Origin of the sequence: Paenibacillus sp. UNC217MF (assembly GCF_000686865.1) — a bacterium.
Classification (GTDB): Bacteria; Bacillota; Bacilli; order Paenibacillales; family Paenibacillaceae; genus Paenibacillus_B; species Paenibacillus_B suaedae.
In genome coordinates this window covers 281,413-304,806 of record NZ_KK366027.1, presented here as the reverse complement: position 1 = coordinate 304,806, position 23,394 = coordinate 281,413, and the positions used below count along the sequence as shown (strand labels likewise).

Sequence of the window (23,394 nt, the reverse complement as noted above, 5' to 3'; positions counted from 1 at the left end):
CAATCCCCTTTAACAACCGATCTGGCGTGCAATGACCATTCGTTGCACTTCCGAAGTTCCTTCCCCGATCTCAAGCAGCTTGGCATCCCGAAAGAATCGTTCAACCTGGTATTCCTTCATATATCCATAACCGCCATGGATTTGTACGGCTTGATCGCATGCTTTCATGCATATTTCCGAGGCAAATAATTTGGCCATCGCCGCCTCCTTCTTGAACTTCCTGCCCTTATCTTTAAGCCATGCCGCTTTATAAACCATTGTGCGTGCGAGTTCAATATGCATGGCCATGTCAGCCAGCTTGAATTGGATCGCTTGAAAGGAGGATAAGCTTTGGCCGAATTGTTTTCTTTCTTTGGCATATTGAAGCGATTTTTCGTAAGCCCCTTGGGCAATTCCGACCGCCATCGCACCGATACCGATTCGGCCTCCGTCAAGCGTAGCTAAAAATTGCTTGTATCCATGCCCTTCTTTCCCGAGAAGATTTTCTTTGGGAACGGTTACATCTTGTAAAATTAATTCCGTTGTATTTGATGAATGCAGCCCCATTTTTTCATAATTGTCAATGACCGTAAATCCTGGCGCATCTGTAGACACGATAAATGCACTGATTCCATTCGTCCCTTTAGTGCGATCCGTAACGGCTGTGAGGGACAAGTTTTTGGCATAGCTTGCATTGGTAATAAAGCATTTGGAGCCGGAAATGATCCACTTATCTCCATGCAGATTCGCTTTTGTCTGGGTTCCGCCTGCATCCGATCCTGCATTTGGTTCCGTCAGCCCGAACGCGCCCATGTATTCTCCTGTACATAAAGGGGTTAAGTATTTTTCCTTTTGCTCATGTGTTCCGAATAAATGGATGGGTGCCCCGCCTAAAGAAATATGGGCGGAATAGGTAATGCCCGTGGAAGCACAGACCCGGCTTAATTCTTCTACAGTGATAGCGAAGCTAATGGTATCCGCTCCGCCGCCGCCATATTGTTCGGGAAAAGGCAGGCCCATGACGCCCAGCTTCGTTAATTTTTCGAAAACATCCTTCGGAAATTGCTTCGTACGATCCCGTTCATCCGCGCCTGGGGCAACCTCGCCCTCCGAAAAATCGCGCATCATTTTTTTGATCAACGCTTGTTCCTCGGTTAAATCAAAATGCATGAATTCATCGCTCCCTTTTAATATAGTCCGATGTCCGTGCCGTAGCTTTCAATCTTTTGCTTGACTCTCTTCAAGAAGCGGCCGCACACAAGACCGTCCAAAACCCGGTGATCCAAGGAAAGACAAATGTTCATCATATCGCGAACGGCAATCATGTTATTAATGACGATCGGGCGTTTGACGATGGCTTCCATACTTAGAATGGCTACCTGCGGTGGATTGATGATCGGGGCTGAAAGTACGGAGCCGAAGGAGCCTGTGTTATTCACGGTAAACGTTCCGCCAGTTAGATCCGCCTGCGTTAATTTGCCTTCTCTCGTTTTCGTGACCATTTCGTCTATCGCTTTGGCTAGACCGAAAATGCTTTTTTGGTCGGCGTCCTTAATGACAGGAACGAATAAGGCATTCTCGGTAGCAACGGCAATCGAGATATGAACCGCTTTTTTGGCGATGATGTGATTGTCTGTCCACTGCGAATTTAAAATAGGGAATTCTTTTAGCGTCTCTGCTACTGACTTAATAAAGAATGGCAAATAAGTAAGCTGGAGTCCTTCTTTTTTCTTAAATTCCTCTTTGATCTGGCTGCGATAACTAACCAAATTCGTGACATCACATTCCACCATAAGCCATGCGTGCGGAATTTCCTGCTTGCTTTGTACCATTCGCTTGGCTATGGTTTTGCGGATGCCGGTAACTGGGATCTTCTCGTCGGCTTGATGAATGGTAGAATGGCCAGCAGATAAGGCATCAAATGTTTCGGACGGTAACGCAATATCGGGAACTGATGCAGCCGCTTGTGATAATGACTGAGATGGAGATTCGATTTGCTGAGCTGGGGAGTCTTCAGACTGTTTCTTTCCTTGGACGAGTTGCAAGATGTCTCTTCGGGTGATGCGTCCCGCAGTGCCCGAACCCTCTATACAGGAAAGATCCAGGTTGTAGTCTTGCGCCAGTTTGAGTACGGCCGGCGAATAGCGCTGCTGCTTGGCTGATTGTATAGTTGAATCATCGGTCTCCTCGTATGGGGCGGCGGCATCGGCGGCAGCTGGCTTGGATTCAATCGGCGTGACCGCTTGTTTTTCCTCCTCAATACAGCAGAGCAGCGTTCCTACTGCTACCGTTTCGTCTTCTTGAACGACAATTTCGGTTATCGTGCCGCTAAATGAAGAAGGAACCTCCGCATTCACTTTATCTGTCAGCACTTCGCATACAGGATCGTATTTATTGACTTTATCCCCGACGTTGACGAGCCACTTGGAGATGGTTCCTTCCGTTACGCTTTCGCCTAACTGGGGCATGACGATTTTCTTAGCCATATTCTCCTCCCGTCGGCTCACAATTCGGCCAATTCTTTCATGGCCTGATATACTTTATCCGGGTTGAGCATGAAGAACTTTTCCATTGGCAAGCTGTAAGGCATAGCAGGGACATCCGGACTGCAGAGACGTTTGATTGGCGCGTCCAATTCATAAAGGCATTCTTCTGCGATGACAGCAGCTACTTCAGCTCCAACGCCGCCCTCTTTGTTGTCTTCATGAACAATGAGCACTTTGCCGGTTTTGCGAGCAGCCTCTACAATAGCTTCCTTGTCCAGAGGATAGAGGGTACGTAAATCCAGAATGTGAGCGCTGTATCCATCTTTAGAAAGCTGCTCTGCCGCTTTTATCGCAAAATGCAAAGAAAGTCCGTAAGAAATAACCGTGATGTCTTCCCCTTGCCGCTTAATATCCGCCTTCCCGATCGGAACCGTATAATCCGAGTCTGGCACTTCTCCCTTGATCGATCGATAGCATCGCTTATGTTCGAAGAAAAGAACAGGGTCTTCATCGCGGATGGCCGCCTTTAGCAGGCCTTTGGCATCATACGGTGTGGAAGGCGTGACCACTTTTAGACCAGGAATACAGCAAAACATCGCTTCTACGCTTTGCGAATGATAGAGGGCTCCGCGAACTCCTCCGCCATAAGGGGCACGGATGACCAAGGGACAGTTCCAATCTCCGTTGGAGCGGTATCTCATTTTGGCTGCTTCATTCACAATTTGGTTGACGGCAGGCATGATATACTCGGCGAACTGAATTTCTGCAACAGGCCTCATTCCATGAGCGGCTGCACCAATCGATACACCTGCAATGGCTGCTTCCGATAGCGGTGTGTCGATAACCCGTTGTTCCCCGAATTCTTCCTGGAATCCCTGTGTAACCCGAAATACGCCCCCACGCACTCCGACGTCTTCTCCTAATACAAATACCCTGCTATCTCGCTGCATTTCCTCTCGAAGAGCTTGGGACACTGCTTCAAGATAAGAAATTACGGCCATTTCTCCTCACTCCCCCTATTCTGCATAAACGTGCTTAAGGGCATCTTCCGGGGCTGAATCCGGGGCATTCTCCGCATATTCCGTGGCCTCATCGACCTCCATGCGTATTCGGTCATGAATCTCCATGTCTTTATGTTCATCTAATAGCCCCGATGCTTTCAGATAATTGCTGAAGGTTATGAGCGGATCCCGCTTCTTGGCTTCTTCCACTTCTTCACGGGAACGGTAGGTTCGATCATCATCGTCGCTTGAATGCGGGACTAAACGATAGAGCACCGTCTCGATAAGCGTTGGCCCTTCACCTCTTCTTGCCCGATCGGCCGCCTCTTTTGTGACTTTGTATACTTCTAATAGATCATTTCCATCCACACTGATGCCGGGAAACCCATATCCCTTTGCCCGATCCGCGATGCTTTCGCAAGCCGCCTGCTTGGAGAACGGAACCGATATGGCGTACTTGTTGTTCTCACACATGAAAATGACAGGCAGCTTGTGCACCCCAGCATAGTTAGCCGCTTCGTGAAACTCCCCTTGGTTGCTGCCGCCGTCCCCGAAGGCCGTTAATGCAACTAGCCTTTTTCCTTGCATTTTTCCAGATAAAGCGATTCCAACTGCGTGCGGAATTTGGCTCGACACGACACTAGAGCCCGAAAGAATATTCCGGCTTTTGCTCCCGTAATGACCTGGCATTTGGCGGCCTCCGCTCGTTGGATCTTCTGCCTTGGCGAAAGCGGAAAGCATTAATTCCTGTGCTGTCAGCCCGAAAGCAACGACCATACCCATGTCCCGATAATAGGGACACAGAAAATCTCTCGTTCGATCAAGCGCATATGCCGCCCCTACCTGAGCTGCTTCATGGCCTTGGCAGGAAACGAGAAAAGGGATCTTTCCCGCACGATTGAGCAGCCACATCCGTTCATCTACTTTTCGCGCCAGAACCATATGCTGATACATGTCAAGAACCTGCTGATCTGATAACCCCAGTGCTTGGTGCCGGTTCTGGACTTGACCAAATTCGGTGTTATTCATATCGTATCCCTCCGACAATTGTGCCGCTGCATACTGCGGTTTCCTTTATTTTATTAACCATCGTTCCAATCGTGAAATACATATACTGCATAGTAACGATGCAAAAAAAATATAGCCATTTGAAATGCTTCAGAAATATGTTCGACAAGAACCATGTGAAAATAAAAACACAGCGCCTTTGTCGGCGCTGTGCGTTTTTGATCTGATATGATGAGGGCCACCATATGGATAGCATTTTATAGGAGATGGAACAGCAAAGGGGTCACTGGAGAGCTTTCATTGTAACCTTAGCAGCCTCTGCAATCAGTTCATTATGATAGGCAGCATCTTTCTTATCGCGGCTGGATAGAACTGCAATGATAATAGGTGCTCGATTTGGTGGCCATATGATGGCGATATCGTTTCGCGTTCCGTAGCCTCCTGCTCCTGATTTATCGGCAACTTCCCAATCCTTTGGTACGCCAGCACGAATGAGCTTGTCTCCAGTAGCATTTCCACGCATCCAATCCGTTAGGAGTTTGCGTTTATCGGGCGGGAGCGCATTTCCGACTGTGAGGGCCTTCAGATCGTCAGCGAGCGCTTGAGGTGTGCTTGTATCACGAATGTCCCCAGGAGCAGCCTCGTTTAATTCTGTTTCAAAACGATCCGCGTGAGTAACTTGATCGCCAATTTGTCTGAGCGCTTTTTCGAATCCTTTCGGTCCATCTAGTTCTTTAAGAATAAGGTTGCCTGCCGTATTATCACTGAAACGAACAGCAGCCTCTGCAAGTTCTCCAAGCTTCATCCCTGTATCTACATGCTTTTCCGTGACCGGTGAATATTCAACAAGGTCATCTTTTGTATACGTAATTACTTTATCAAGCTGCTTTATTGAGTTTTGCTGCAGCAGAACTCCTGCAGCCAGAGCTTTGAAGGTAGACGCATGGGCAAACCGTTCATTCGAACGATAAGTGATTGATTGGTTTGTGCCCGTATCGATCGCATAAACACCTAGTCGAGCATCATACTTTTTCTCAAGTTGAACGAATTGTTGATGAACTTGATTTACAGGCTTGAGTTGTTGCTCATTTTTGTCTTTTGCTTCTGCCTGTAAGGATACTCCAGTAAACATGTTGCTATTTGCAAGAGACAAAGTTAGTATTCCGACGAACAGCGCTATTTTTCGTATCCTGGTATGTTTCAAAAAGATCCTTCCTTCCCTAGTTTGTTCAATACGTTTCACTACATTGATCGTGTATCGTGTTGATTATAAAATGTGTAGTTATTACCAGCTTAACAAGCGTTACCTAGAATTACAAATCTAGCTGTGCAGTTGAGATTGGTAGAGGCTCATTTGGCCACGATTTCAATCGGGGCTTGCGATACCTTCAGACTCAATTGCTTGTTTGAACTATCAGCATACAGCTTTTCGCATGATTGCTAGATGACAGTGTCAATAAGGAACGTTTCCAGCTTCTAAAACGTAATATCCTTTGCTAAGAAAGTAATCTTTCATAATTTCTCGTAAAATATGCTCGTCTTCTACAATTAATATTGATTTACTCATGGTTGATCCCCCAATTACATGAAAAATCCCCCCTTTTTATGGGGGGGCTGCGTACATAATATCATCACCAACATGTGGGTGTTATAAACGGTTATCCTTTTGGAAGTTAAGACGAAAATGCTCTTCATCCCGGTACACTGCAAACTCATATCCTTTTTCTTTATAAAATTCAATGATTTCCGGTAATACCTGCAAGGTTTGCGGCTTCTCGTGCATAAGGACAACTTCCAAATCTTCAGTCGTTTGTTCTTTTACATTTTCAACAATCTTATTTGGGTTATCTTTTAACTTCCAATCATACGAGTCAATCGTCCAATCCCATATTTTAATACCTGCATCTGCGATTTGATCACGAATTTGTTCTTCTTTCAAGCCGGGAGCTGAACCATATGGAGGACGTGTCAATTTCGGATTTGTACCGGTAATATTGCGGATCAAATGTAATGTTTCTAGCATTTCGGGGACAAATTGTTTATTGTCATATAATTTGATAGCATCATGCGTCATACTATGGGCTCCAACATAGTGACCTTCTTCTACGGCTCTTTTGACGTTATCTTGATACCCCGTATTTTTTAGATTGCTTCCTTGCATGAAAAAGGTTGCTTTTACATTGTGCTCTTGCAATACATCTAGAAATTGCCCCGTTAATGAGCTCGGCCCATCGTCAAAAGTGAGGTAGACTACCTTTCCCTTCGGTTTACCGTCTGACTGTTTTTGCTGTGCTGGCAGTGTGAAAGGTCTCTTATCTTGCTGTTGAACAGCGCTTTGGCTGACATCTCTGACCCTTTCAGCTGCAGTAGAGGATAGTTTTCCAATATTAAAAAATATAAGAAAAGATACTACTAGGACGATCCCTACTAAAAAACCTGCTTTCATGATTGAGCGCTTATTACTTCTGCCGTGTCGTGATGATCTCATGTTATCGATCCTTTCTCTGTCATTCACTTGTTGAGATGAATACATTCATGTCTATTTCTTCTTTTTACAAGTGATAGATTAATGTAGAAAGATAAAGATAAGATGCAGATCATGTCGATAATATTTAAAGAATAGGCTGTACAAATAAATATCGTGTAGTGAGGTCAGTCAACTAATTGGTTACTTCCTCTTCGATTAACGAGGCTTGAGAACGAAGCCCGAACAAAAATCCCCCTGCAGCAGCACGCGCGGTGTTACTGACAGGGGGAACGATTAATTCTCCAATGGAATAAGATTAGTATTTCGTTGTCGGTTCCTTCACTTTATCGAAGACGATGATCCCGTCGAACTGTTCTCTCGGAACGAATCGCATTGACATTGGTGCGATAATCTCGGAGGTCATGCCATCTTCCGCTGCATAGATCGGTTTGAACATCCATGAGTTACTCTGCTTCGGAGATTTTTGCTTGGACAAATCGGCAAATGCAATTTTATACCCGCTACGCATCATCAACTCTTCCAGACTTCCCTTCGGCATTGGCTTTATATCGAAGAGCTTCTGCGTCGTAATGGTGCTTGCCCTGCCGCTGTTCATATAGAGCCCGACTACATAAGCTTTATCCTTCAGCTTCTTATGGAGCAGTTCACCCATGCTGGTGAAGCTGCCGATCCATTTTCCTTGCTCTTTGGTCTGAATTTTAGATGTATTCTTCGCCAAATGATCGTTATGTGCCCATAAAATCACTTTTTTGCCGGGATACATCACCTTCATTAGCCATTCGACGTTGTCAGCCATAATCCGGTCGCGGAATTCATAGCTTTCCTTCGTATTATACATCCCCATCTCGATGAACTTCACTCGATCTCCGAGCGTCTTGATCGCAATATCCACCATATGCGGGTTGGCTGGATAAGCCGCTGCGAGCTCCTTCTTGTGCTCTTGGATGAATTGGATCAAGGCGTTGTATTTTGGCTCGTACGTTTCCTTTACCTTCTTAACAGCTGTCTTTGCCTCTGGATGGCCGTCTTCCATGCCATATTCATTAAACACCTTATACAAATCCGTCATGGCTTGCATCTCGAAGTTGAAATACTGCTGTCCTTGATCCTTGTCCACCTTGGCAATCCAACCGGCAATAAACTGTGTGAGATAGCCCGAAGTGAATTGCATGTCATAACCAGCGAGATGGAGCGGGTTGTTGGTTCCCTGCTGCTTCTTGATGTATTCGAATAGATTCAGCGTCTCCTTGGAGTGCCAGATTGGGAATATCGAATGCTGCATCATCTCTTTCGGGGTCAAGTTGCGGGCATTCTCGTTCGTCATGAAGGCATCCCCAAGTCCGGATTCAAATGCAATCACGTCATAACCCAGCTCTTCGTGCAAATACTTAATCAATCTTGTCTTCATGCTGCTGTATTCTGCAACACGGTGGAAATTCTCACCGAGACTGACGACCGTCTTATCCTTCAAGATCGGCTTCAGAAACTCTAAATCTTTATAATTTGATGACGTTGTCGATGTAATCTCCCATATATTTTCCTTCACTCCGTCATTCTTTTGCGCTGCCGCTGAGGCATTGAACGGGGATAGAACGAGCGTAAACGCCATACCTAGAGCTATCAATCCTTTTAATCGTTGTACTGCTTGCATGATGAAAATACTCCTCCTTAGAAATCCATTCTCGTTACTCTTTTGTTTGCAAAGACATCGTAACAGCGAATTCTAAGGAAAGTATAAAGATAGAATACAATTCTAGTTATTTTCCGTCCGTATACCCCATTCAGTGATTAGGAGTATGTGGAAGGTTATGTTTCAATTCGCGTCTGACCGCCAAATAATGCGATGGAGAATCACCGAATGCGCGGCGGAACATCGCAATAAAGCTGCTCGGAGTTCCATAGCCAAGCGCATCAGCTACCATCCCTACAGAATCCCCTTGCGCCAGCATTTCCAATGCAAGCGTGAGACGAGCCTGTTGGCGCCACTGCGCAAAGGTCAACCCGGTTTCTGCCAATATTAAGCGGCGCAATGTACGTGGAGATAATGCTGCCCAAACGGCCCATTCGTTAAGCGTACGATTATCTTCGGGCTGCTGCAGGATCGCGTCCGTTATGCGCAAAAGGCGCGGATCAACCGGTAAGGGCAAATGTAATGGCTCAAGCGGAGCGATTTTAATCTCATCGAGCAAAACCGCGATTATTCTTTCTTGATGAGGTTCCATGATTTCTTGATCCCTCCACGACACCGTTCGCTGCACAAGCGCACGCATGAGCTCACTTACATTGATGACACACGGAGTATTTGATAAGTCTCTGCTGATTTCAGGTGTAAGCAGTAAGCTCCAGCCGCTCATGGCTCCACTAACTGTGACCTTATGCGCTACATCCGGCGGAATCCACCCTGCACGGCGGGGAGGCAGCAACCAGGAACCGGTTGCAGTTCGCACATGGATTAGCCCGCTTTCCACACAAAAAAACTGCCCTCGCCGATGGCTGTGCCAATCGTATTCACGTGTTCCAAGCCGGAAAGGGTTGTCGGAATCATCATTGCCCCAAAAGGCAATTAATGAAGGCCCTTCCAGCCAATCACTCTTATCTACCTCTTCTGAGTTCAGTTTGCTACGCCCCTTTTTTTGGCCATTTCTCGTTATTTTTTGTCCAATTAGCGTTATCGTACATCGTTATTCCTATTCTAAAATATAGAACAGACCATGTCTAATTGATTGAATTCACCAGCATATTTTTATGGAGGGATCTCGATGTCATCTAATTCTGTGAATTTGTCTGCCCCAATCGTGTCGTCACCACTGAAAAAAGGCATACCTGCATGGGTTGCCGCATTAGTTGCTTGTTTATGCGCCTTTATGGTTGTCATGGACAGCTCGATTGTTAATGTTGCTTTGCCGGCCATGCAAACGGATCTGGGCCTTTCTGTTGCTGAACAGCAATGGGTAATTGATGCCTATTTGCTGACATTAGGCGGTTTTATGCTGCTTGCGGCACGTGCCAGCGACATTTATGGCAGAAGAGTAATACTTCAGTCTGGACTTATCCTATTTACGTTAGCCAGCCTCGCTGGCGGACTTGCAACAACAGGCCCCATGTTATTAGCGGCACGTGCTGTACAAGGACTGGGAGGCTCTGTGCTCGCCACATCTACACTAACCGTAATCGTTGCTGCATATCCGAGAGGTGCCAAGCAAGATCGGGCGATATCGTTATGGGCAGCCTCTTCCTCTATTGCATCTGCGTTCGGAGTAATGATTGGCGGAGTTCTAACGAGCTTAATCAACTGGCGTTGGGTAATGTTTGTTAATGTTCCGATCGGGGTTGTGCTCAGCGGTATGGTCGCCATTTGCCTGCTTCCACAGTCGAAAGAAAATAGTCCCGCCAAGCTGGATATACCAGGAGCTGCTGCAATTACGCTTGCTCTGACAGCCTTTATTTTTGGAATCACACAAACGCTTGAACGGGGTTGGAAATCTCCAGTTGTTCTGTGCTCGTTAGCCGGTGCGCTTGTGCTATTACTGGTGTTCATCGCTATTGAGAAGAACACGGCTGCGCCTTTAATTCGTTTAAGCATTTTCCGCCACTGGAATGTACGGATTGGCATTTTCATGGTACTTGGACTTGGCGGAGCACTAACAGCCAACGTGTTATTTTCATCCCTAAGTTTACAGCAAATCAGCGGATACAGTCCGCTGCAAACGGGATTAGCGCTGCTGCCTATGGCGGCTATGCTTGCTATTTCTTCGATTATATCCCGGCCACTTCGTGCCGCTGGCTTTAAAAGGCTTCCATTTCTGGGTGGTCTCTTGGCCGCTGCAGGATTTGTCTGGTTCAATTGGCTGCCGGCTCAACCCGACTATATTTCTGAGTTCTTGTTTCCAAGTTTACTTGTAGGATCAGGACTAGGCTTGATGTTAATGACCGCCATCCAAGCTGTGCTTGCGGGCATTCCGGCACAGGATACAGGCCTTGCTTCCGGTTTGCAAAATACGGCACGTCAACTTGGTGGCGCGCTTGGTATAGCCATACTTGTGACACTCTCTCATACGGTGACCACGATACATGTAGAATCTGGGAGTACTGCCGTAGTGGCACAGCTAGCTGGTTACCATAGTGCATTCCTTGCAGCAGGCGTAATCTGTGGCATATCCACCTTGATATCGTTATTACTTCGAAGTAATAGAGCCGATTGATAGTGAATACATCGCTAGTGTATGTCATGAACCGTAATGAAACCAACGGCAGACTTCTTAGAGTTTGTTCGAAGTTTCATTCATAGAACACAAATAAGCCGCAAGGAATAATCCTCGCGGCTTCGATATCCATAGTAATGAGTCTTTTCATTACCTCTTTCTTCCCATCAATCCTCTATTCTCCCAAATAACGTTCCTTCAGCACATGCAAATGATGCAGCTCATGCCCCGCGATCGTATAAGCAAGCGCACGCGCCGATATCGTCATGTTGTTCGTGGTACCTGTGCGAAGCGCAGCTTCTATGACTATTAACGAGCGGATTTAAAGTTTAGATAGCTCCCTTTTTACATGTTATAATTACAAAATTCATAGCAGGCTTATCTTTCATATTTTTATTGGGCTCGTCAATTTCTGAGAACTCGATTAATCCATACTTCTCAAATTCTCGTCTTACTGAATTCGAATCATAGTAGAACATTTTGACGCCTTCCATAATCTCAAATCGATCTTTACTCAGTTCTCTGCCTTTGCCATACATGGGAGCTTTTTTTGTAACAGCAGTAAACATCATGTATCCATCGGGTTGTAACTGATTGTAGCAATCTTGAATCAATTTTTCCCGTTCACGACGGTTCAGTAAATGAATCAGGGCGTAGCAGAATATCGCATCATATCGCTTGTTATCAAATGGCATATTCGTCACTGAACCATGATAAATAGTAGCATTTACCCCGTTTTTCCTAGCTAAATCAATTGCTGTTTTTGATATCTCAATACCTGTCACATGCATTCCGTTATCTGAGAATATCTTTGCATTTCTTCCGTAACCAAAACCAGGTATCAATACGTCCTTCACTTTCTTCTCGAGGAAAAAGTCCTTTGCCATAAAAGCAGAGTCGGAAGGTTCCAATCCCCACATCATTTGTTTCTCAATAAAGCTTGCTTCCCAGAATTCTGTCATTGCTTTCTCCTCTGTGATGGTTTCAAATGCGATATAATACAAAAGCATATAATGTATATTGTAGATATCTTATATCTGTAAATAGAATATAAAAAACATCTCTGATGAAGTGAATGTTACTTTACTTCATGAATTGCAAGCATATTGGGTTACTTTAGTAACCTTTTTGTTCTGCAGATGCGCTCTAAAATAGGTTTTGCTTGTGTCATCATATTGAAAAGAAAGAGGACAATTTCAAAAGATATTATAGATCCCATTTGTCTATTATTGTACAGATGCGAAGTACGTAAGTCAATCGGTTGACACGATGTGGTTCACGGAACCAGATTAGAATTTCGTCGCATCTTGAAATTGAAACACTGCTCACCTTGCTCCTTGTCCACCTTGGCGATCCAACCGACATTAAACTGCGTTAATTATCCCGAAGTGAAATGCATGTCATACCCTGCAACATAGAGCAACACTGATGATTAGTGAGGCATCACTACATATTCCCATACTCCAGACACATAATAAAAACCGATCCTGGCCCCCTTTACTTGGAAGGAGTAGGATCGGTAATATGAATTAATGTTCTCTTAAAGCGACATCCGGTATATATGCAAGACATCGGAGCGGCTCAATTTCTTAAAGTTTCCTAAATCACCATATATCATTGCTTTATCCGCCATTAATTCAATCGTTGAATCGTCGATGCCATAATCCGCTAATCTGCTTGGTGCAGAAAGGGATGCAAAGAATTTCCTAAGCTCGGCGATACCTTCTTCAGCAACTTGTTGATCGTTTTTGCGCTCCTACCGCGACTGCTTTCGCGTCTTCCTCCTTAATTGTAGCATTGTCTCATTTCTAGCTACTTAAGAGGGTTCCTATCCCTCGGTTCATAGCCAGCTTATAGTAGTGATGGGCCATGGCGATATCGAATATCGCCATGCCCATAGGGCTAAACATGATAGCATCGTTTGGTCTTCGTTGTTTTAGTTCATTTTCCAGCACAATGTCCACAATGGATTTCGTGTGCTCTTTTTGCAATCCCATTTGTTCATTCATGTGCAGGATATCCGTATTTTCCCGACAAACCTCTTCCCAGTTGTCGACTATAATGGATTTCGTGTGATTCAGAATTTCAGGCTTAAAATCCCTTAAGGATACATTCAGAATAAGAGCGTTGTCCTTTGGTTTTCGATCTATATAACCAGATTTGGACACCGTGCAAGTTATAAATATATCCGAGTTTACATAAGCATCTTCCCAGCTATTGCAAACCTCTACTTTCCCTTCTAAATGCGAAATTTCTTCTGGCCGAACTCCTGCTACATCATAAATATATATTTTGCTTAAGCGATCTCCCAGTAATGCGCATAGCATCTTCAAATGGAACTTACCGATAGGGCCAAATCCTACAATGCCGGCTTGAATATTTTGTAGCCGTCTCGTATTTTCATAGTACTTCACGATTAAGCCTGACACGGCTGATGTGCGTATGACGCTTATCAGCGAAGTATTGATAGTTGCTATCGGTACACCCGTTTCCGCGTCGTTAAGGATCGTTACCGAATTGGCCCGAGGCAAACCTTTTTGTATATTCTCTGGAAAGCTGGCAATCCACTTTATTCCCGCGATCTGAAATGCGCCGCCTGCGTAGGCAGGCATTGCAATGATGCGGTTGGCTTGATTCTGGAATCGCAAATAAGGTTTAATCGGTTGCGAGTATTCCTCATTCGCGATGCAACGAACCGCATGTTCGATGACATCAATATTGGCATCCCAATCCACACCGAGATCCAAAATATCAGCATGATTCAAATACAGCATATGGAGAACCTCCCGTCATTTGTACGGCCTTTGACCGGCACGCAGTTAAAATAGTGACTATCTAAGCTTTTTCCCAAATTGCTGAACGCCGTCCTGCGAGCATAGAACTCCGATTATGCGCTCTTCCTGGGAAATCCAGGAACATTGACGCCGCCCGTATGGCTGAGCAGCTGCCGGATACTGGACTATCTAAAAACTTCTCCATCGTCTGCTCTTTCGCCCGGTAATATCCGCGAGCCAGTCCAACACCTCCAATATAGAGTTAACCGACCATCCCAAGCGGAAGCACCTGTAGGTTTTCATCAAGTACATATAACTGAGTATTATAAACCGAACTGCCGATCGGCACATTCGTTCCATGAGATACATCTTGGTGAGTAAGCTGATAATAAGATGAGACATCCGTAAATTCGGTTGGGCCGTACGTATTGATAATCTCTGCGCAGAAAGAAGGCGACGTTGTCCATGGTCGTAATTTTAATAAATTGATTGGTTCGCCTCCCAAAAACAATCGATTGACAGAGCGGAGACGCGAAAAATGATGCCCGAGATCCTTTTGATCTTCCTCAGGCGCATGCAAGTGATCAAGGGATATATACGGCTGTGCGCACAGTTGATCACAGTTACTTGCTCTCGTTCGATCGTTTCAGATATGCCTGCATAATCATTGACGCCTGCTGGAAAAAGACAAAGGCGTCCACCGGTTAGTAGCGGAGCATACAAGTTTTTTTGCGCCAAGTCAAGACTGATTGAAGCAATCAACAGTACACAATCCGATTCACTAAATGTAAATTCGTGCGTGTACCAATGCATTAGATTCTCAAAAGGCATGAGATCTAATCATGACCCCTTTGGGTCTGCCGGTAGAGCCGGAAGTGTAAAGCACATACATTAAGCGATCAGGGTTATAAGTAAGTGTGATGTTATCAACCGGGACAGAAGATTCTGATTCAAGCATTTCTTTTACTGGCACAATGCGGCTTTTTGCGGGCAAATCAAAGTGAAGCCTGTCCTTTGTGAGCACTACTGCGCACTCTGCATGCTGCATCAAGTAATGCCTCTTTGTTGTGTGAGAAAATAATCAGCTTTCTTCCTTTGGCCAACCGCCCCACAAATGCCCCATATGACCGTCCGGGTCGCGGAAAGTGAAGCCATACCCGCCCTGTGGCTTGTACACCATTTCGCCGATATCGTTCCCTTTCTTCTTTAACTCCTCGTACACTTCATGAATATTGTCTACCTCCAGCGAGATGATTGGCTGATGCTCTCCACTGCTATTCGTAAAGTCCAGCTTTGGCACCTCTGGGCATCGAATAAGCCCAAGTCCGACTCCCCCGACGTTAAGCCAAGCCTCTTGGTCACCCGGGGAGTATTCGAAAGTGAACGGAATACCGAGTACCTCATTGTACCACCTAACGGAAACCTCTAGATCACGAACCGGCAATGAAACAACTGCATAGTTTTTTATCTTTATTTCCATTATGTGTATTCCTCCTTGTTAAATATATTGATTTCAAGGCTTCTGTAATCACAATTCCCCATCGGCTTAAAGCTTTGGCGGGGTGCTGAACATGCTATTATGTACCTTTTCTATTGGAAGCACATAAATATGGCCAAATAATATCTCTCCATCAGTCTGCAAGCCGAGTAATTTGCAATACCAATCTCTTGCGTTCTCAATATTGCTTACTTAATCGATAACTGGAACGAATACATCTACTTTTCCTGGCCATTCCGGATCTTCAAATTGATAGACCTCAAGTGCAAGTGCCTTCGAATTGTTTTCAAATCCATTGTTTGCAAGGTAAGTATGGATTTCTTCATAAGGGTCTTTTTCTGTTCTTGTTGTCGCATAGGAATGTGGCGGAGCTGTAAAACCAATCATGCCTTCAGGGATATCCTCAAGGGAACTTACTTCCATGCAGAAAAAATAAGTAAATAGTACTTCCGATGAGAAGTGCGGACACACATATTCATGTGAATTGATTACGTTTTTGATTTCATGTTTGCGATTCAAGAAAGATTCTTTTGTAGCTTCAACTCGCTTTGGGTCATGATTCTGAAAACTAGATGTTACTGGAATGCCGATAAATTTTTTTTCCTGGAGGTGAACAACCACGACTTGGTTTTGGTTCATATTCATTTCTCCTTTGAAATTATCTCGTAAGGCTTTTGAGCCATCTTGAATCCTGATTCAAATCAATCATACTGAGCAAGTTTCCATCTGGATCTTCAAAATCCATTAAATAAAAATCGCCACTGTCACGGATATCAAACACGTTTACTCCATTGTTCTTCAGATACTCATGGGCAGAGTGGACATCCTCAGTTAAGAAATTGTAGTACGGAGTGATTAATGAATCTTTCTTCTTAAATGTATCCGGCTGCTTTTCATCTACTTGAATCAGTCCTAATACAGCAGGAGTATGATTCAGTTTCAATGTTGCACCCTTCCCCAATTTACGGTTAGTTGAAAGCCTAAGATGCTCTCATACCAGTGAATGGACTCTTCAAGATTTTTGACTGGAATAAAGATACTTCTGATTTCAAATAGGTATGTAAAGACTCAATATCATTTGTGAAAAAGGTTATGATCCATCTCTTCTTATTGTTGATTTATTCGTTAGACCTGTGCAAGGAATACCTAGAATATTCGTTTTCTTGAGGTGTACAATCTCAATCGAGATGGTCAAGAAGATCATTTCTGAATGCTTAATATTTTTGGTTCTTCGGCAATTTCATAAAATGTCTCATGTATTTTACGGCGAGCAGCCTTATGGCTCCATCGGAACATGTTAGAATGTGTTGGTGTGCTAATATGAAGTCCTGTTGGTGGGTTTCTAGAGTTCTCTCCATCGACTTGCCTTGGAAGAGCGTGGGGCGCGAATGCTGGTACGTTACGCGAAAACTATGATTTTAGAAGTTAGTGCTCAAAACCATTAGTTTCTAGCTAGTTGAGATATTTAATATAATAGAACAATTGTTCTCTTTTGTAAATATAAACAATTTATTTCTTTCCGGAATATCGCATAGCCTTTGTATTCACGAATACAAAAGGCTTAAGGGCGTAGTACCGGGAGGCTTTTCCACTTTGATTCTCATCGTGTTAATATATATTATAAGTTTGGCCGTGGTCGCGTATTTCATAAATTATAATTTTCTCCGTAATCAGTCTTCCTCCTCTTTGTTCCACTAATCTACCGGTTACTTCAATAAAACATCAACAAAGCAGTTTAACAGATCCAAGTATTTGTTACTTGAAATTTCCCGGGTAAGCGCAGAATTCGCTAAAACAATCCACCTACTGACAGAATAGCTCAGATTGGTTTACGCCGAGTTCTTCCAACGCAACTACAAATCATAATGCATGCGAGCTAGAACCTGTAACCACTGCACCTCTGCGCCCATATTGTTAACATAATGTTATTACTGTTAACTCAACGCCGCTTTTCATCACTTTATTCAATTTAGAAAGAGTTATTGTTTCAACAGACTTGAGTCTGCTCGAATCTATCTTCATAATAAATTTGTTATCTTATCCATTCATTTTCACTCCCTGGCAGAAAGGATGCCCAATATGAACAGTAATTCGAATATACGAACAAAACGCGATATTACCAATGCATTTATGGAACTGCTGATAACTAAGACTTTTTCATCCATTACTATTCAGGATATTTGCGAAAAATCGCTTGTTCATCGCAGTACCTTCAACAAGCAGCTATGGCTAGCCAGGTACTTCAAGCATTGCCTGCTGTGCAGGATATGAATGACGATTTGCTGCATCAACTCGTATTTTCGGACAAGGGAAAAGTTCCTTCTCAGCTTTCTCCGATGATCTCCGATAACGGTGAGCATATTATCATCGTTCTAAATACGTCCAAAAATACCGACATCATCACCTATGCCCGTATCAATCGAGAAATCAATCAACTTATTGACAGCAGCAATTTCGATTCGAAGATTACCGTTAAAGCGGGAGGCATGCCGATCATTCTGGGCGAGGTGAAGGATGAAGTCATGTCTATCATGGCAATCATGCTTGCAATAGCCGTAGTATTAATGATTGTCGTGTTATTCCTTGTCTTCCCGGTTCGTCGTAGGGTGTTGTCGCTCGCATTCGTATTAATCGGTTTGATATGGACATTCGGATTTATGGGGTGGGCCGGTCTTCCGATCACAGTTGCTACCATGGCTACACTGCCCATCATTGTTGGGTTGGGAACCGACTTCGGCGTTCAATTCCACAATAGATATGAAGAAGAGCTGAAAATTAGCAGTTATAACGCGAAAACAGCCGTTGCGAATTCGATCAGGCATGTGGGGCCGTCCGTTGGTATGCCGTATTTGTGATGGCGTTAAGCTTTTTAACAATGCTGCTGTCCAAAGCTCCGATGATGCAGCAATTCGGTGTAACGTTAGCTATTGGTGTCATATTCTGTTATGTCATCGAGATCTGCCTGTTGTTCTCAACCTTCCATTTACTAGATCGAAAGCATACGAAGCCAGTTAAGATAATAAATGAAAACACATGGCTATCTCGATTCCTTGAAAAATACACCCATTGGGTGGGTAAACTGCCTATTCCCATATTAGTCGTGGCCTTGGTTCTATCTGTAATTGGCTTCTCCACGGAGTCATCTATACCTACAGAAACGAACTTGATGAAAATGATACCGCAGGATTTGAAGGCATTGAAAGATGCCAATTCCCTTCAAGACGTTGTGGGATCTACTATTTTCATCACATACTTAGTTGAAGCGGACGATGTAACCGATCCGGATACGATAAATTGGATGAATCTCTTCGGAGACAAGATCGTGGCTCAGCATAAGGACGTAGAAGAAGTTACGAGCTTACCACAGCTCCTGCTTCAAATGACTGGTAATCATGATTTTTCATCTGACAAGGAGCAGCTTGAGAATCTTATTAAGCAAATGCCTCCTACTCTACTGAAGTCCGTCGTTAGTGCAAATAAGCAGTATGCTACGATGCAGTTCAAAGTGAATCAAGAACTGTCATCGGCGCAGCAGTTGGAGCTTATGAATACCATTACACAACAAATCGATGCCAGCGATGGGATCCAAGTGAGCCCTGTCGGCACTCAAGTCATGATGCTGCGTGGGATCGATAATGTGAGTGCCAATCATAACGTAATCACGATTACAAGCCGCAGGACTAGGAATAGAGTTCGTGCGGCTTTTATATTTCGATTTGAAGGGACCAAGCACATTGGGGTAATTGCAGCACTCTTAACACCAAACAACACCTCGTCTCTCGTATTCCATTCTATATTCAACGGCAGCTGCAATTTTGGCGCTTGCGAACCGTTCCGTGATCCAATGTCCCAAATCAATTCCTGAAGTGACTCCTCTTGCAGTGATAATATTCCCTTGATCGACAATTCTGTAACGAAGAAGCTCTGCCCCGTATTCAATGATTTCATTCTGCGCCAAATGGTGCATCGTCGCCTGTAGACCACTCAATAAACCGGAGGCAGCTAGCAGCATACCTCCTGTACAAACTCCAGCAACAATCGTTCCTTCGTTGTGCATCTCCCTAATCATTTTGGTCAGGGTTCCAAGCTCTGCTTGCTTTCGTGCCCCATGTTCAGCTTTATGATTCCAGCCTCCACCAGGTACAATTAACAGATCTGGACATTATCCATTCGTAAAAAATCATGAAGTTTAACCGTTACTCCAAACGAAGTAGTAACTTCTTGTTTTGGTTCACTTGATACGAATTCAACCGTAAACAAAGCCCCTTCTTCTATCGCTCTTTTGAGTACCTCAAAGGATGCGAAAGAGACAAGCTCTCCGAAGCCGTCAAACAATACAATTTGAATTTTCAATTTAGAACACCGTCCATGTACGGAAAGAATGTTGTACTCTTCTTCCAGCCAGTTAGCTTAGTTCCCATGATTAAAGAAAAGTTCCGATGCACAATTCGAATATAACGAGAGAATTAACAAATCCCTAAAATAATCCATGTGTTTGCTGTGGTATCAGCTACGCTGGTACTCCCCCCCATTGCGAATCTACGATTCATAATAATCTTGTCCTCTAAAGCCGTTAAACACCGATAGAAGCCCACAAAGACGAAGCCGATTTTGATCAATAACATGTTCGCCATATGCTTTCACAAATCGATTGGCATAGTCAGCGCTTTTCAAGTTGAATTGTAGAGACCATAGCGCCCAGAAGATATCATAATGCCGATCTCCTATCCCGCCATACCCTACATCTATGAAGCCATTCCGTTTATTATCTTGCAGAATTAAGTTCGGCAAGCAATAGTCGCCATGTATGATCACTTTGTCTTCTTCAGCGTATTTATATAGAGACACCATATCTTTATATGCGGATTCTCTACTGGTATATCCCATATAGTGAAGAAGGCTCTTTTCTGCCTTCCCTTCCCTGTAATTGCGCTCTGCCCGGATGAACATATCCTCTAATCCGTTTGTAACAGGGCAATCTGTACGTGCAATTTGATGCAAATGTAGAAGGCTTTCCGCAAATACATCGCATAAATGCTCTGGGTGAGCTATAAATTCATCGCTTGCTGCATGTGAACCGGGAATTCGTTCGGTGACCAGATAATCATTGATATCATTGGAACTGTAGTGTAGTACACTTGGGCATATGCCTTTATGATGCAAATAGCTTGTCATGATGGCTTCACGCTGCATTTGTTCTTTTGGAGTTACTTTTAGGAAGACATCGTGGGATTGATTTTTCATGTGATATACTGATGATCTTGCGGTTTTCTTAACGACTGTCACTTCTGCTTCACTGAAGTAGGCTTGTATCTCGATTGGAAATAGTTCGGTTATAACTCTCACCTCGATTCAACTGACAATATCTCACTTGGCGGACTGCTCATTCGGGTGTCAGGTCTATAGTATTTGGTTAGCCAGTGGTACAATGACTTTTCATTGAAACCAAGACTTTCATATAACTTCCTCGCATAATTGCCTTTCACAACCCCCAGCTGAACGATGGTATTGCCGCGACGCATGATTTCGTTTACAAGAAATGAAACGAATGGTCTGCCATATCCTTGAGATTGGAGATCATGCCGAACAGAGACATGACTCAGCTCATTGCCATCAATATGTCCAACCCCTGCGATTTCCCCTTCAACAAGAAGCACGTATATGTTGCTTTTGTTATCGAACATGCGCTTTCGTTCATTTTCATTCGGAGGGAAATAATAGGTTGGAAGCATTCCCAGATTATCATGCAACTTGTAAAAAGCGACCTCGATAAGTACATGACAGGTCTCATAATCATCATCTTCATAAGGTCTAACCGAAATATGCTGTTCAGGAAGATAGCCACCTTCCCGCTCCATGATGTGAGACGACCAACTGATGTAGTAACCATTCTTATATAAAAATTGCAAAGTAGAACGATCGCCATCCATGCATCCACCCATCGAACGTTCTACGATCTTATGTGGGGTGAGCAAGTGGTCTACCTTCGCCATGAGGGCAGTTCCAATCCCCTTCCTTCTGTATTCCTCGCTAACATATATCATTGTCTGTGCTTTTCTCTTTATCCCATCAATGGATAGGAAACCTACTGTTATGCCATTGTAGCGGGCGACAAATATACCATCCGGGAACATTCTCTCGCATTTTAGCAATTCTTTAATCTGTTCATCTCCACACAACATAGCTCTGATTGAATTTTTATCCCTTTTAGGTTGGTATGGTTCTATTATCAGATCTTCCACGCGTACACTCCCTTTCGTTAGCCAGTTGATTTTAGGGAGTCATATTTTACCACATGCATATGTGTAAGTACTAGTTATTTTTTAACAGTCTTCTACACGAACAATTAGGCAGCTGACCCCAAGGAGTCGGCTGCCGCCAATTATCTTTATTGAGTTATCGTCCCGTTAGCCAATTCATTCTTCGAGGCATGCAACAATGATTACTACCGCTTCAGAAAGCTCGTGATTTCTGCGCACAGCTCCTTGTGGAACTGAATTCGATCAAAGCCGGGAGGATCCTGTGATGGCAGAAATGATGGTGAACTCATCGAAGGTGGAAATGGGCTCAAAAAGGAAAAGTGTCCGGCATTTTGTACGGTTCTATACTGAACTTTATTTCGATCTGCAACCCCATTCATAATAATTTGCGCATGAAAAGCGGGTATATATGGGTCTTTTTCGGCGTCAAGCATCAAAATAGGGATATCAACCATGCGTAACGCTTCTTCGGATTGAAACCAAACCGATGCTGGCGCTAGTAGTACGAGCGACTGAATGCGGGAATCTGGTATGACTTCTATGTGTTGCGGTTGCCCATCTGATGACTCATGAGGAAATGAGGTGGGCTCCCCACCTGCCGCTGCCAAAGCCGTGTATCCTCCGAGAGAATGACCGATAATCGAAACGTCATTCGGGTTCACTTTCCTAGCAAACCTCTCATTTTCAAAAAACAAGTCGATGGCCATCCGAATGTGACGGGGTCTGTTCGTCAGATTTTGAACTGTACCTTCCAAGCTATTATCATTTCTATTATTGTATGGATGTTCAGGCATCCCGACGATAAAACCGTTCCGCGCTAAATGCTGAGCTAACATACGATAGGCGAATGGAGTGCTGCCAGTACCGTGAGAGATCAGCACCAGCGGGAACGTTCCTTCCAAGACTTCCGCATCCTTCGCTAGCTCAATCGAATAAGGGCCTAATTGAACGGTCTGCTCTGCCGTTCCCGTCGGATACATCACCCACATTGGAAACGTAATGCCCAAAGCCTTATCCGATATTTCGACTTTGCGGAGTCCTGCGTACTCTGGTTTCTTGCTTTCATTTACATCCATTTTATGTGTTCCCCCTGAGATAGTAAGATGTAGACTCGCTTGGAATGTGACTTCATTTATACTATACGGTAATTCATGTTAGCGTGTTGAACCTATTTTGCAAAGGTACAGTCGGATGTTTTGTGGTCTTGTTTATTTCACTTGTCCATAATGTACTGCGCTGCATACGGCTAATGAATTCCCGTCCGAATCAAAAAATCCACTAACTCCATTCATCGTTACATTCCGAGAACGCAACCCTATTAGCATCTCCTCTACATTGGCTGAGCAGAAGTCAATTACACTATGGGCTACATCCGTATATGTATTCGTAAAAGCAAGTCGTTGTTCATCTTGATTCTCAACCAAGTATAAGTTTGGAACTCCGAGACGTTCGCCTCCATCCAGATAAAGCATGGATGCCTCCCAATCTTCGTCCGGTTCTCCAAGAACCTTCATGCCAAAGGTCTCAGTATACCAGGCTATCGCTTTTTTTCAAATCCGATACAGGAATTTCGATTGTAGCAATGCGTGGTACAATTGCACGCAGGACTTCTCGTTCGATGTTTTGCCCAAATCCATCATGATTCATGAAATCATCCATTAATACAAACAGCTCCTTTTTATCTACATAGCTATGTTA

General features: G+C 44.1%; 24 protein-coding genes and 6 pseudogenes. 4 read left to right on the top strand and 26 right to left on the bottom strand.

The window, feature by feature from the left end; genetic code table 11:
• Window positions 1-9 precede the first annotated feature (9 nt).
• The 9 genes and pseudogenes from BP95_RS0117460 to BP95_RS30730 form a co-directional block, all read right to left on the bottom strand.
• Entirely contained in the window at window positions 10-1,149 is a 1,140-nt protein-coding gene (locus BP95_RS0117460; RefSeq protein ID WP_021253411.1) for an acyl-CoA dehydrogenase family protein, read from the bottom strand.
• A gap of 17 nt (window positions 1,150-1,166) precedes the next feature.
• A complete protein-coding gene (locus BP95_RS0117455) occupies window positions 1,167-2,465 on the bottom strand; it encodes a dihydrolipoamide acetyltransferase family protein (protein WP_021253412.1) in 1,299 nt (432 codons plus the stop codon).
• Between the two features lie 17 nt (window positions 2,466-2,482).
• The gene (locus BP95_RS0117450; RefSeq protein WP_021253413.1) at window positions 2,483-3,466 is read right to left on the bottom strand and encodes an alpha-ketoacid dehydrogenase subunit beta; all 984 of its coding nucleotides are present in this window, start codon (window positions 3,464-3,466) and stop codon (window positions 2,483-2,485) included.
• Window positions 3,467-3,481: 15 nt separating this feature from the next.
• Window positions 3,482-4,495, bottom strand: a complete 1,014-nt coding sequence (locus BP95_RS0117445; RefSeq protein ID WP_021253414.1) for a thiamine pyrophosphate-dependent dehydrogenase E1 component subunit alpha — start codon at window positions 4,493-4,495, stop codon at window positions 3,482-3,484.
• 262 nt (window positions 4,496-4,757) lie between these two features.
• Entirely contained in the window at window positions 4,758-5,606 is an 849-nt protein-coding gene (bla, locus tag BP95_RS0117440; RefSeq protein WP_081676862.1) for a class A beta-lactamase, read from the bottom strand.
• A 339-nt stretch (window positions 5,607-5,945) separates the two neighbouring features.
• Window positions 5,946-6,041 (bottom strand): annotated as a pseudogene (locus BP95_RS32620) (DNA-binding response regulator); the annotation flags it as partial.
• Window positions 6,042-6,122: 81 nt separating this feature from the next.
• Window positions 6,123-6,962, bottom strand: coding sequence for a polysaccharide deacetylase family protein (locus BP95_RS0117430; protein WP_028532849.1), 840 nt, complete (start codon window positions 6,960-6,962; stop codon window positions 6,123-6,125).
• Window positions 6,963-7,257: 295 nt separating this feature from the next.
• Complete coding sequence (locus tag BP95_RS0117425) at window positions 7,258-8,613, bottom strand: erythromycin esterase family protein (protein ID WP_028532848.1); 1,356 nt, start codon at window positions 8,611-8,613, stop codon at window positions 7,258-7,260.
• A 130-nt stretch (window positions 8,614-8,743) separates the two neighbouring features.
• On the bottom strand, window positions 8,744-9,409 hold the full coding sequence (locus BP95_RS30730) for an AraC family transcriptional regulator (protein ID WP_197035304.1): 666 nt from the start codon (window positions 9,407-9,409) through the stop codon (window positions 8,744-8,746).
• A gap of 312 nt (window positions 9,410-9,721) precedes the next feature.
• Between BP95_RS30730 and BP95_RS0117415 the strand changes: the two genes are divergently transcribed.
• Entirely contained in the window at window positions 9,722-11,164 is a 1,443-nt protein-coding gene (locus BP95_RS0117415; protein ID WP_028532847.1) for an MFS transporter, read from the top strand.
• A gap of 175 nt (window positions 11,165-11,339) precedes the next feature.
• Here the strand turns inward: BP95_RS0117415 and BP95_RS33190 are convergent.
• The 11 genes and pseudogenes from BP95_RS33190 to BP95_RS34605 all read right to left on the bottom strand — a co-directional run.
• Window positions 11,340-11,465 (bottom strand): annotated as a pseudogene (locus BP95_RS33190) (DinB family protein); the annotation flags it as partial.
• A 28-nt stretch (window positions 11,466-11,493) separates the two neighbouring features.
• Window positions 11,494-12,126, bottom strand: a complete 633-nt coding sequence (locus BP95_RS0117405; protein ID WP_028532846.1) for a class I SAM-dependent methyltransferase — start codon at window positions 12,124-12,126, stop codon at window positions 11,494-11,496.
• A 578-nt stretch (window positions 12,127-12,704) separates the two neighbouring features.
• Window positions 12,705-12,914: pseudogene (locus BP95_RS33185) on the bottom strand (NADH-dependent alcohol dehydrogenase); the annotation flags it as partial.
• 58 nt (window positions 12,915-12,972) lie between these two features.
• Complete coding sequence (gene sbnB, locus BP95_RS0117400; RefSeq protein WP_028532845.1) at window positions 12,973-13,938, bottom strand: 2,3-diaminopropionate biosynthesis protein SbnB; 966 nt, start codon at window positions 13,936-13,938, stop codon at window positions 12,973-12,975.
• Window positions 13,939-14,200: 262 nt separating this feature from the next.
• Entirely contained in the window at window positions 14,201-14,533 is a 333-nt protein-coding gene (locus BP95_RS34615; RefSeq protein ID WP_442952335.1) for an AMP-binding protein, read from the bottom strand.
• Between the two features lie 225 nt (window positions 14,534-14,758).
• The gene (locus BP95_RS0117390; protein ID WP_028532844.1) at window positions 14,759-14,986 is read right to left on the bottom strand and encodes an AMP-binding protein; all 228 of its coding nucleotides are present in this window, start codon (window positions 14,984-14,986) and stop codon (window positions 14,759-14,761) included.
• 33 nt (window positions 14,987-15,019) lie between these two features.
• Entirely contained in the window at window positions 15,020-15,418 is a 399-nt protein-coding gene (locus BP95_RS0117385; protein WP_021255701.1) for a VOC family protein, read from the bottom strand.
• Between the two features lie 108 nt (window positions 15,419-15,526).
• Window positions 15,527-15,619: pseudogene (locus BP95_RS34610) on the bottom strand (VOC family protein); the annotation flags it as partial.
• Between the two features lie 9 nt (window positions 15,620-15,628).
• Window positions 15,629-16,075 (bottom strand): GyrI-like domain-containing protein, encoded by a 447-nt coding sequence (locus BP95_RS0117380; RefSeq protein ID WP_051614123.1) that lies wholly within the window; start codon window positions 16,073-16,075, stop codon window positions 15,629-15,631.
• Between the two features lie 19 nt (window positions 16,076-16,094).
• On the bottom strand, window positions 16,095-16,379 hold the full coding sequence (locus tag BP95_RS0117375; RefSeq protein ID WP_028532842.1) for a VOC family protein: 285 nt from the start codon (window positions 16,377-16,379) through the stop codon (window positions 16,095-16,097).
• Window positions 16,376-16,468, bottom strand: a complete 93-nt coding sequence (locus BP95_RS34605) for a VOC family protein (protein ID WP_414813110.1) — start codon at window positions 16,466-16,468, stop codon at window positions 16,376-16,378. The genes BP95_RS0117375 and BP95_RS34605 overlap by 4 nt, the downstream gene beginning before the upstream one ends.
• 1,047 nt (window positions 16,469-17,515) lie before the next feature.
• On the opposite strand from BP95_RS34605, the pseudogene BP95_RS34600 reads away from it, so the two are divergent.
• The 3 genes and pseudogenes from BP95_RS34600 to BP95_RS34285 form a co-directional block, all read left to right on the top strand.
• Window positions 17,516-17,650, top strand: a pseudogene (locus BP95_RS34600) (TetR/AcrR family transcriptional regulator); the annotation flags it as partial.
• 11 nt (window positions 17,651-17,661) lie between these two features.
• Window positions 17,662-18,291: an MMPL family transporter gene (locus BP95_RS34290; protein WP_051614122.1), complete on the top strand. Its 630-nt coding sequence runs from the start codon at window positions 17,662-17,664 to the stop codon at window positions 18,289-18,291.
• Window positions 18,291-19,301 carry an MMPL family transporter gene (locus BP95_RS34285; RefSeq protein WP_028532840.1) on the top strand — a complete coding sequence of 337 codons (1,011 nt, stop codon included), beginning with the start codon at window positions 18,291-18,293 and terminating at the stop codon, window positions 19,299-19,301. Before BP95_RS34290 ends, BP95_RS34285 begins: the two co-directional genes overlap by 1 nt.
• On the opposite strand, the pseudogene BP95_RS32615 reads toward BP95_RS34285, so the two are convergent.
• From BP95_RS32615 to BP95_RS34280, 6 genes and pseudogenes are all read right to left on the bottom strand, one after another.
• A pseudogene (locus tag BP95_RS32615) lies at window positions 19,191-19,789 on the bottom strand (DJ-1/PfpI family protein). The gene BP95_RS34285 and the pseudogene BP95_RS32615 overlap by 111 nt on opposite strands.
• A 186-nt stretch (window positions 19,790-19,975) precedes the next feature.
• Window positions 19,976-20,722, bottom strand: a complete 747-nt coding sequence (locus tag BP95_RS0117355; protein ID WP_268632249.1) for an aminoglycoside 3'-phosphotransferase — start codon at window positions 20,720-20,722, stop codon at window positions 19,976-19,978.
• Window positions 20,723-20,778: 56 nt separating this feature from the next.
• Window positions 20,779-21,618, bottom strand: a complete 840-nt coding sequence (locus tag BP95_RS0117350) for a GNAT family N-acetyltransferase (protein ID WP_327194867.1) — start codon at window positions 21,616-21,618, stop codon at window positions 20,779-20,781.
• 263 nt (window positions 21,619-21,881) lie between these two features.
• A complete protein-coding gene (locus tag BP95_RS0117345; protein WP_028532837.1) occupies window positions 21,882-22,772 on the bottom strand; it encodes an alpha/beta hydrolase family protein in 891 nt (296 codons plus the stop codon).
• 132 nt (window positions 22,773-22,904) lie between these two features.
• Window positions 22,905-23,210: a hypothetical protein gene (locus BP95_RS0117340; protein ID WP_021255694.1), complete on the bottom strand. Its 306-nt coding sequence runs from the start codon at window positions 23,208-23,210 to the stop codon at window positions 22,905-22,907.
• Between the two features lie 10 nt (window positions 23,211-23,220).
• Window positions 23,221-23,355 carry a hypothetical protein gene (locus BP95_RS34280; RefSeq protein WP_268632172.1) on the bottom strand — a complete coding sequence of 45 codons (135 nt, stop codon included), beginning with the start codon at window positions 23,353-23,355 and terminating at the stop codon, window positions 23,221-23,223.
• Between the last annotated feature and the right edge of the window lie 39 nt (window positions 23,356-23,394).

Excerpts from the sequence above, each read along its gene's own strand:
- BP95_RS0117460 (WP_021253411.1), bottom strand. The coding sequence starts at position 1,149 with ATGCATTTTGATTTAACCGAGGAACAAGCGTTGATCAAAAAAATGATG.
- BP95_RS0117455 (WP_021253412.1), bottom strand. The coding sequence starts at position 2,465 with ATGGCTAAGAAAATCGTCATGCCCCAGTTAGGCGAAAGCGTAACGGAA.
- BP95_RS0117450 (WP_021253413.1), bottom strand. The coding sequence starts at position 3,466 with ATGGCCGTAATTTCTTATCTTGAAGCAGTGTCCCAAGCTCTTCGAGAG.
- BP95_RS0117445 (WP_021253414.1), bottom strand. The coding sequence starts at position 4,495 with ATGAATAACACCGAATTTGGTCAAGTCCAGAACCGGCACCAAGCACTG.
- bla (WP_081676862.1), bottom strand. The coding sequence starts at position 5,606 with ATGTTTACTGGAGTATCCTTACAGGCAGAAGCAAAAGACAAAAATGAG.
- BP95_RS0117430 (WP_028532849.1), bottom strand. The coding sequence starts at position 6,962 with ATGAGATCATCACGACACGGCAGAAGTAATAAGCGCTCAATCATGAAA.
- BP95_RS0117425 (WP_028532848.1), bottom strand. The coding sequence starts at position 8,613 with ATGCAAGCAGTACAACGATTAAAAGGATTGATAGCTCTAGGTATGGCG.
- BP95_RS0117415 (WP_028532847.1), top strand. The coding sequence starts at position 9,722 with ATGTCATCTAATTCTGTGAATTTGTCTGCCCCAATCGTGTCGTCACCA.
- BP95_RS0117405 (WP_028532846.1), bottom strand. The coding sequence starts at position 12,126 with ATGACAGAATTCTGGGAAGCAAGCTTTATTGAGAAACAAATGATGTGG.
- sbnB (WP_028532845.1), bottom strand. The coding sequence starts at position 13,938 with ATGCTGTATTTGAATCATGCTGATATTTTGGATCTCGGTGTGGATTGG.
- BP95_RS0117390 (WP_028532844.1), bottom strand. The coding sequence starts at position 14,986 with ATGCAGCATGCAGAGTGCGCAGTAGTGCTCACAAAGGACAGGCTTCAC.
- BP95_RS0117385 (WP_021255701.1), bottom strand. The coding sequence starts at position 15,418 with ATGGAAATAAAGATAAAAAACTATGCAGTTGTTTCATTGCCGGTTCGT.
- BP95_RS0117380 (WP_051614123.1), bottom strand. The coding sequence starts at position 16,075 with ATGAACCAAAACCAAGTCGTGGTTGTTCACCTCCAGGAAAAAAAATTT.
- BP95_RS34290 (WP_051614122.1), top strand. The coding sequence starts at position 17,662 with ATGGCTAGCCAGGTACTTCAAGCATTGCCTGCTGTGCAGGATATGAAT.
- BP95_RS34285 (WP_028532840.1), top strand. The coding sequence starts at position 18,291 with ATGGCGTTAAGCTTTTTAACAATGCTGCTGTCCAAAGCTCCGATGATG.
- BP95_RS0117350 (WP_327194867.1), bottom strand. The coding sequence starts at position 21,618 with ATGTTGTGTGGAGATGAACAGATTAAAGAATTGCTAAAATGCGAGAGA.
- BP95_RS0117345 (WP_028532837.1), bottom strand. The coding sequence starts at position 22,772 with ATGGATGTAAATGAAAGCAAGAAACCAGAGTACGCAGGACTCCGCAAA.
- BP95_RS0117340 (WP_021255694.1), bottom strand. The coding sequence starts at position 23,210 with ATGAAGGTTCTTGGAGAACCGGACGAAGATTGGGAGGCATCCATGCTT.
- BP95_RS34280 (WP_268632172.1), bottom strand. The coding sequence starts at position 23,355 with ATGGATGATTTCATGAATCATGATGGATTTGGGCAAAACATCGAACGA.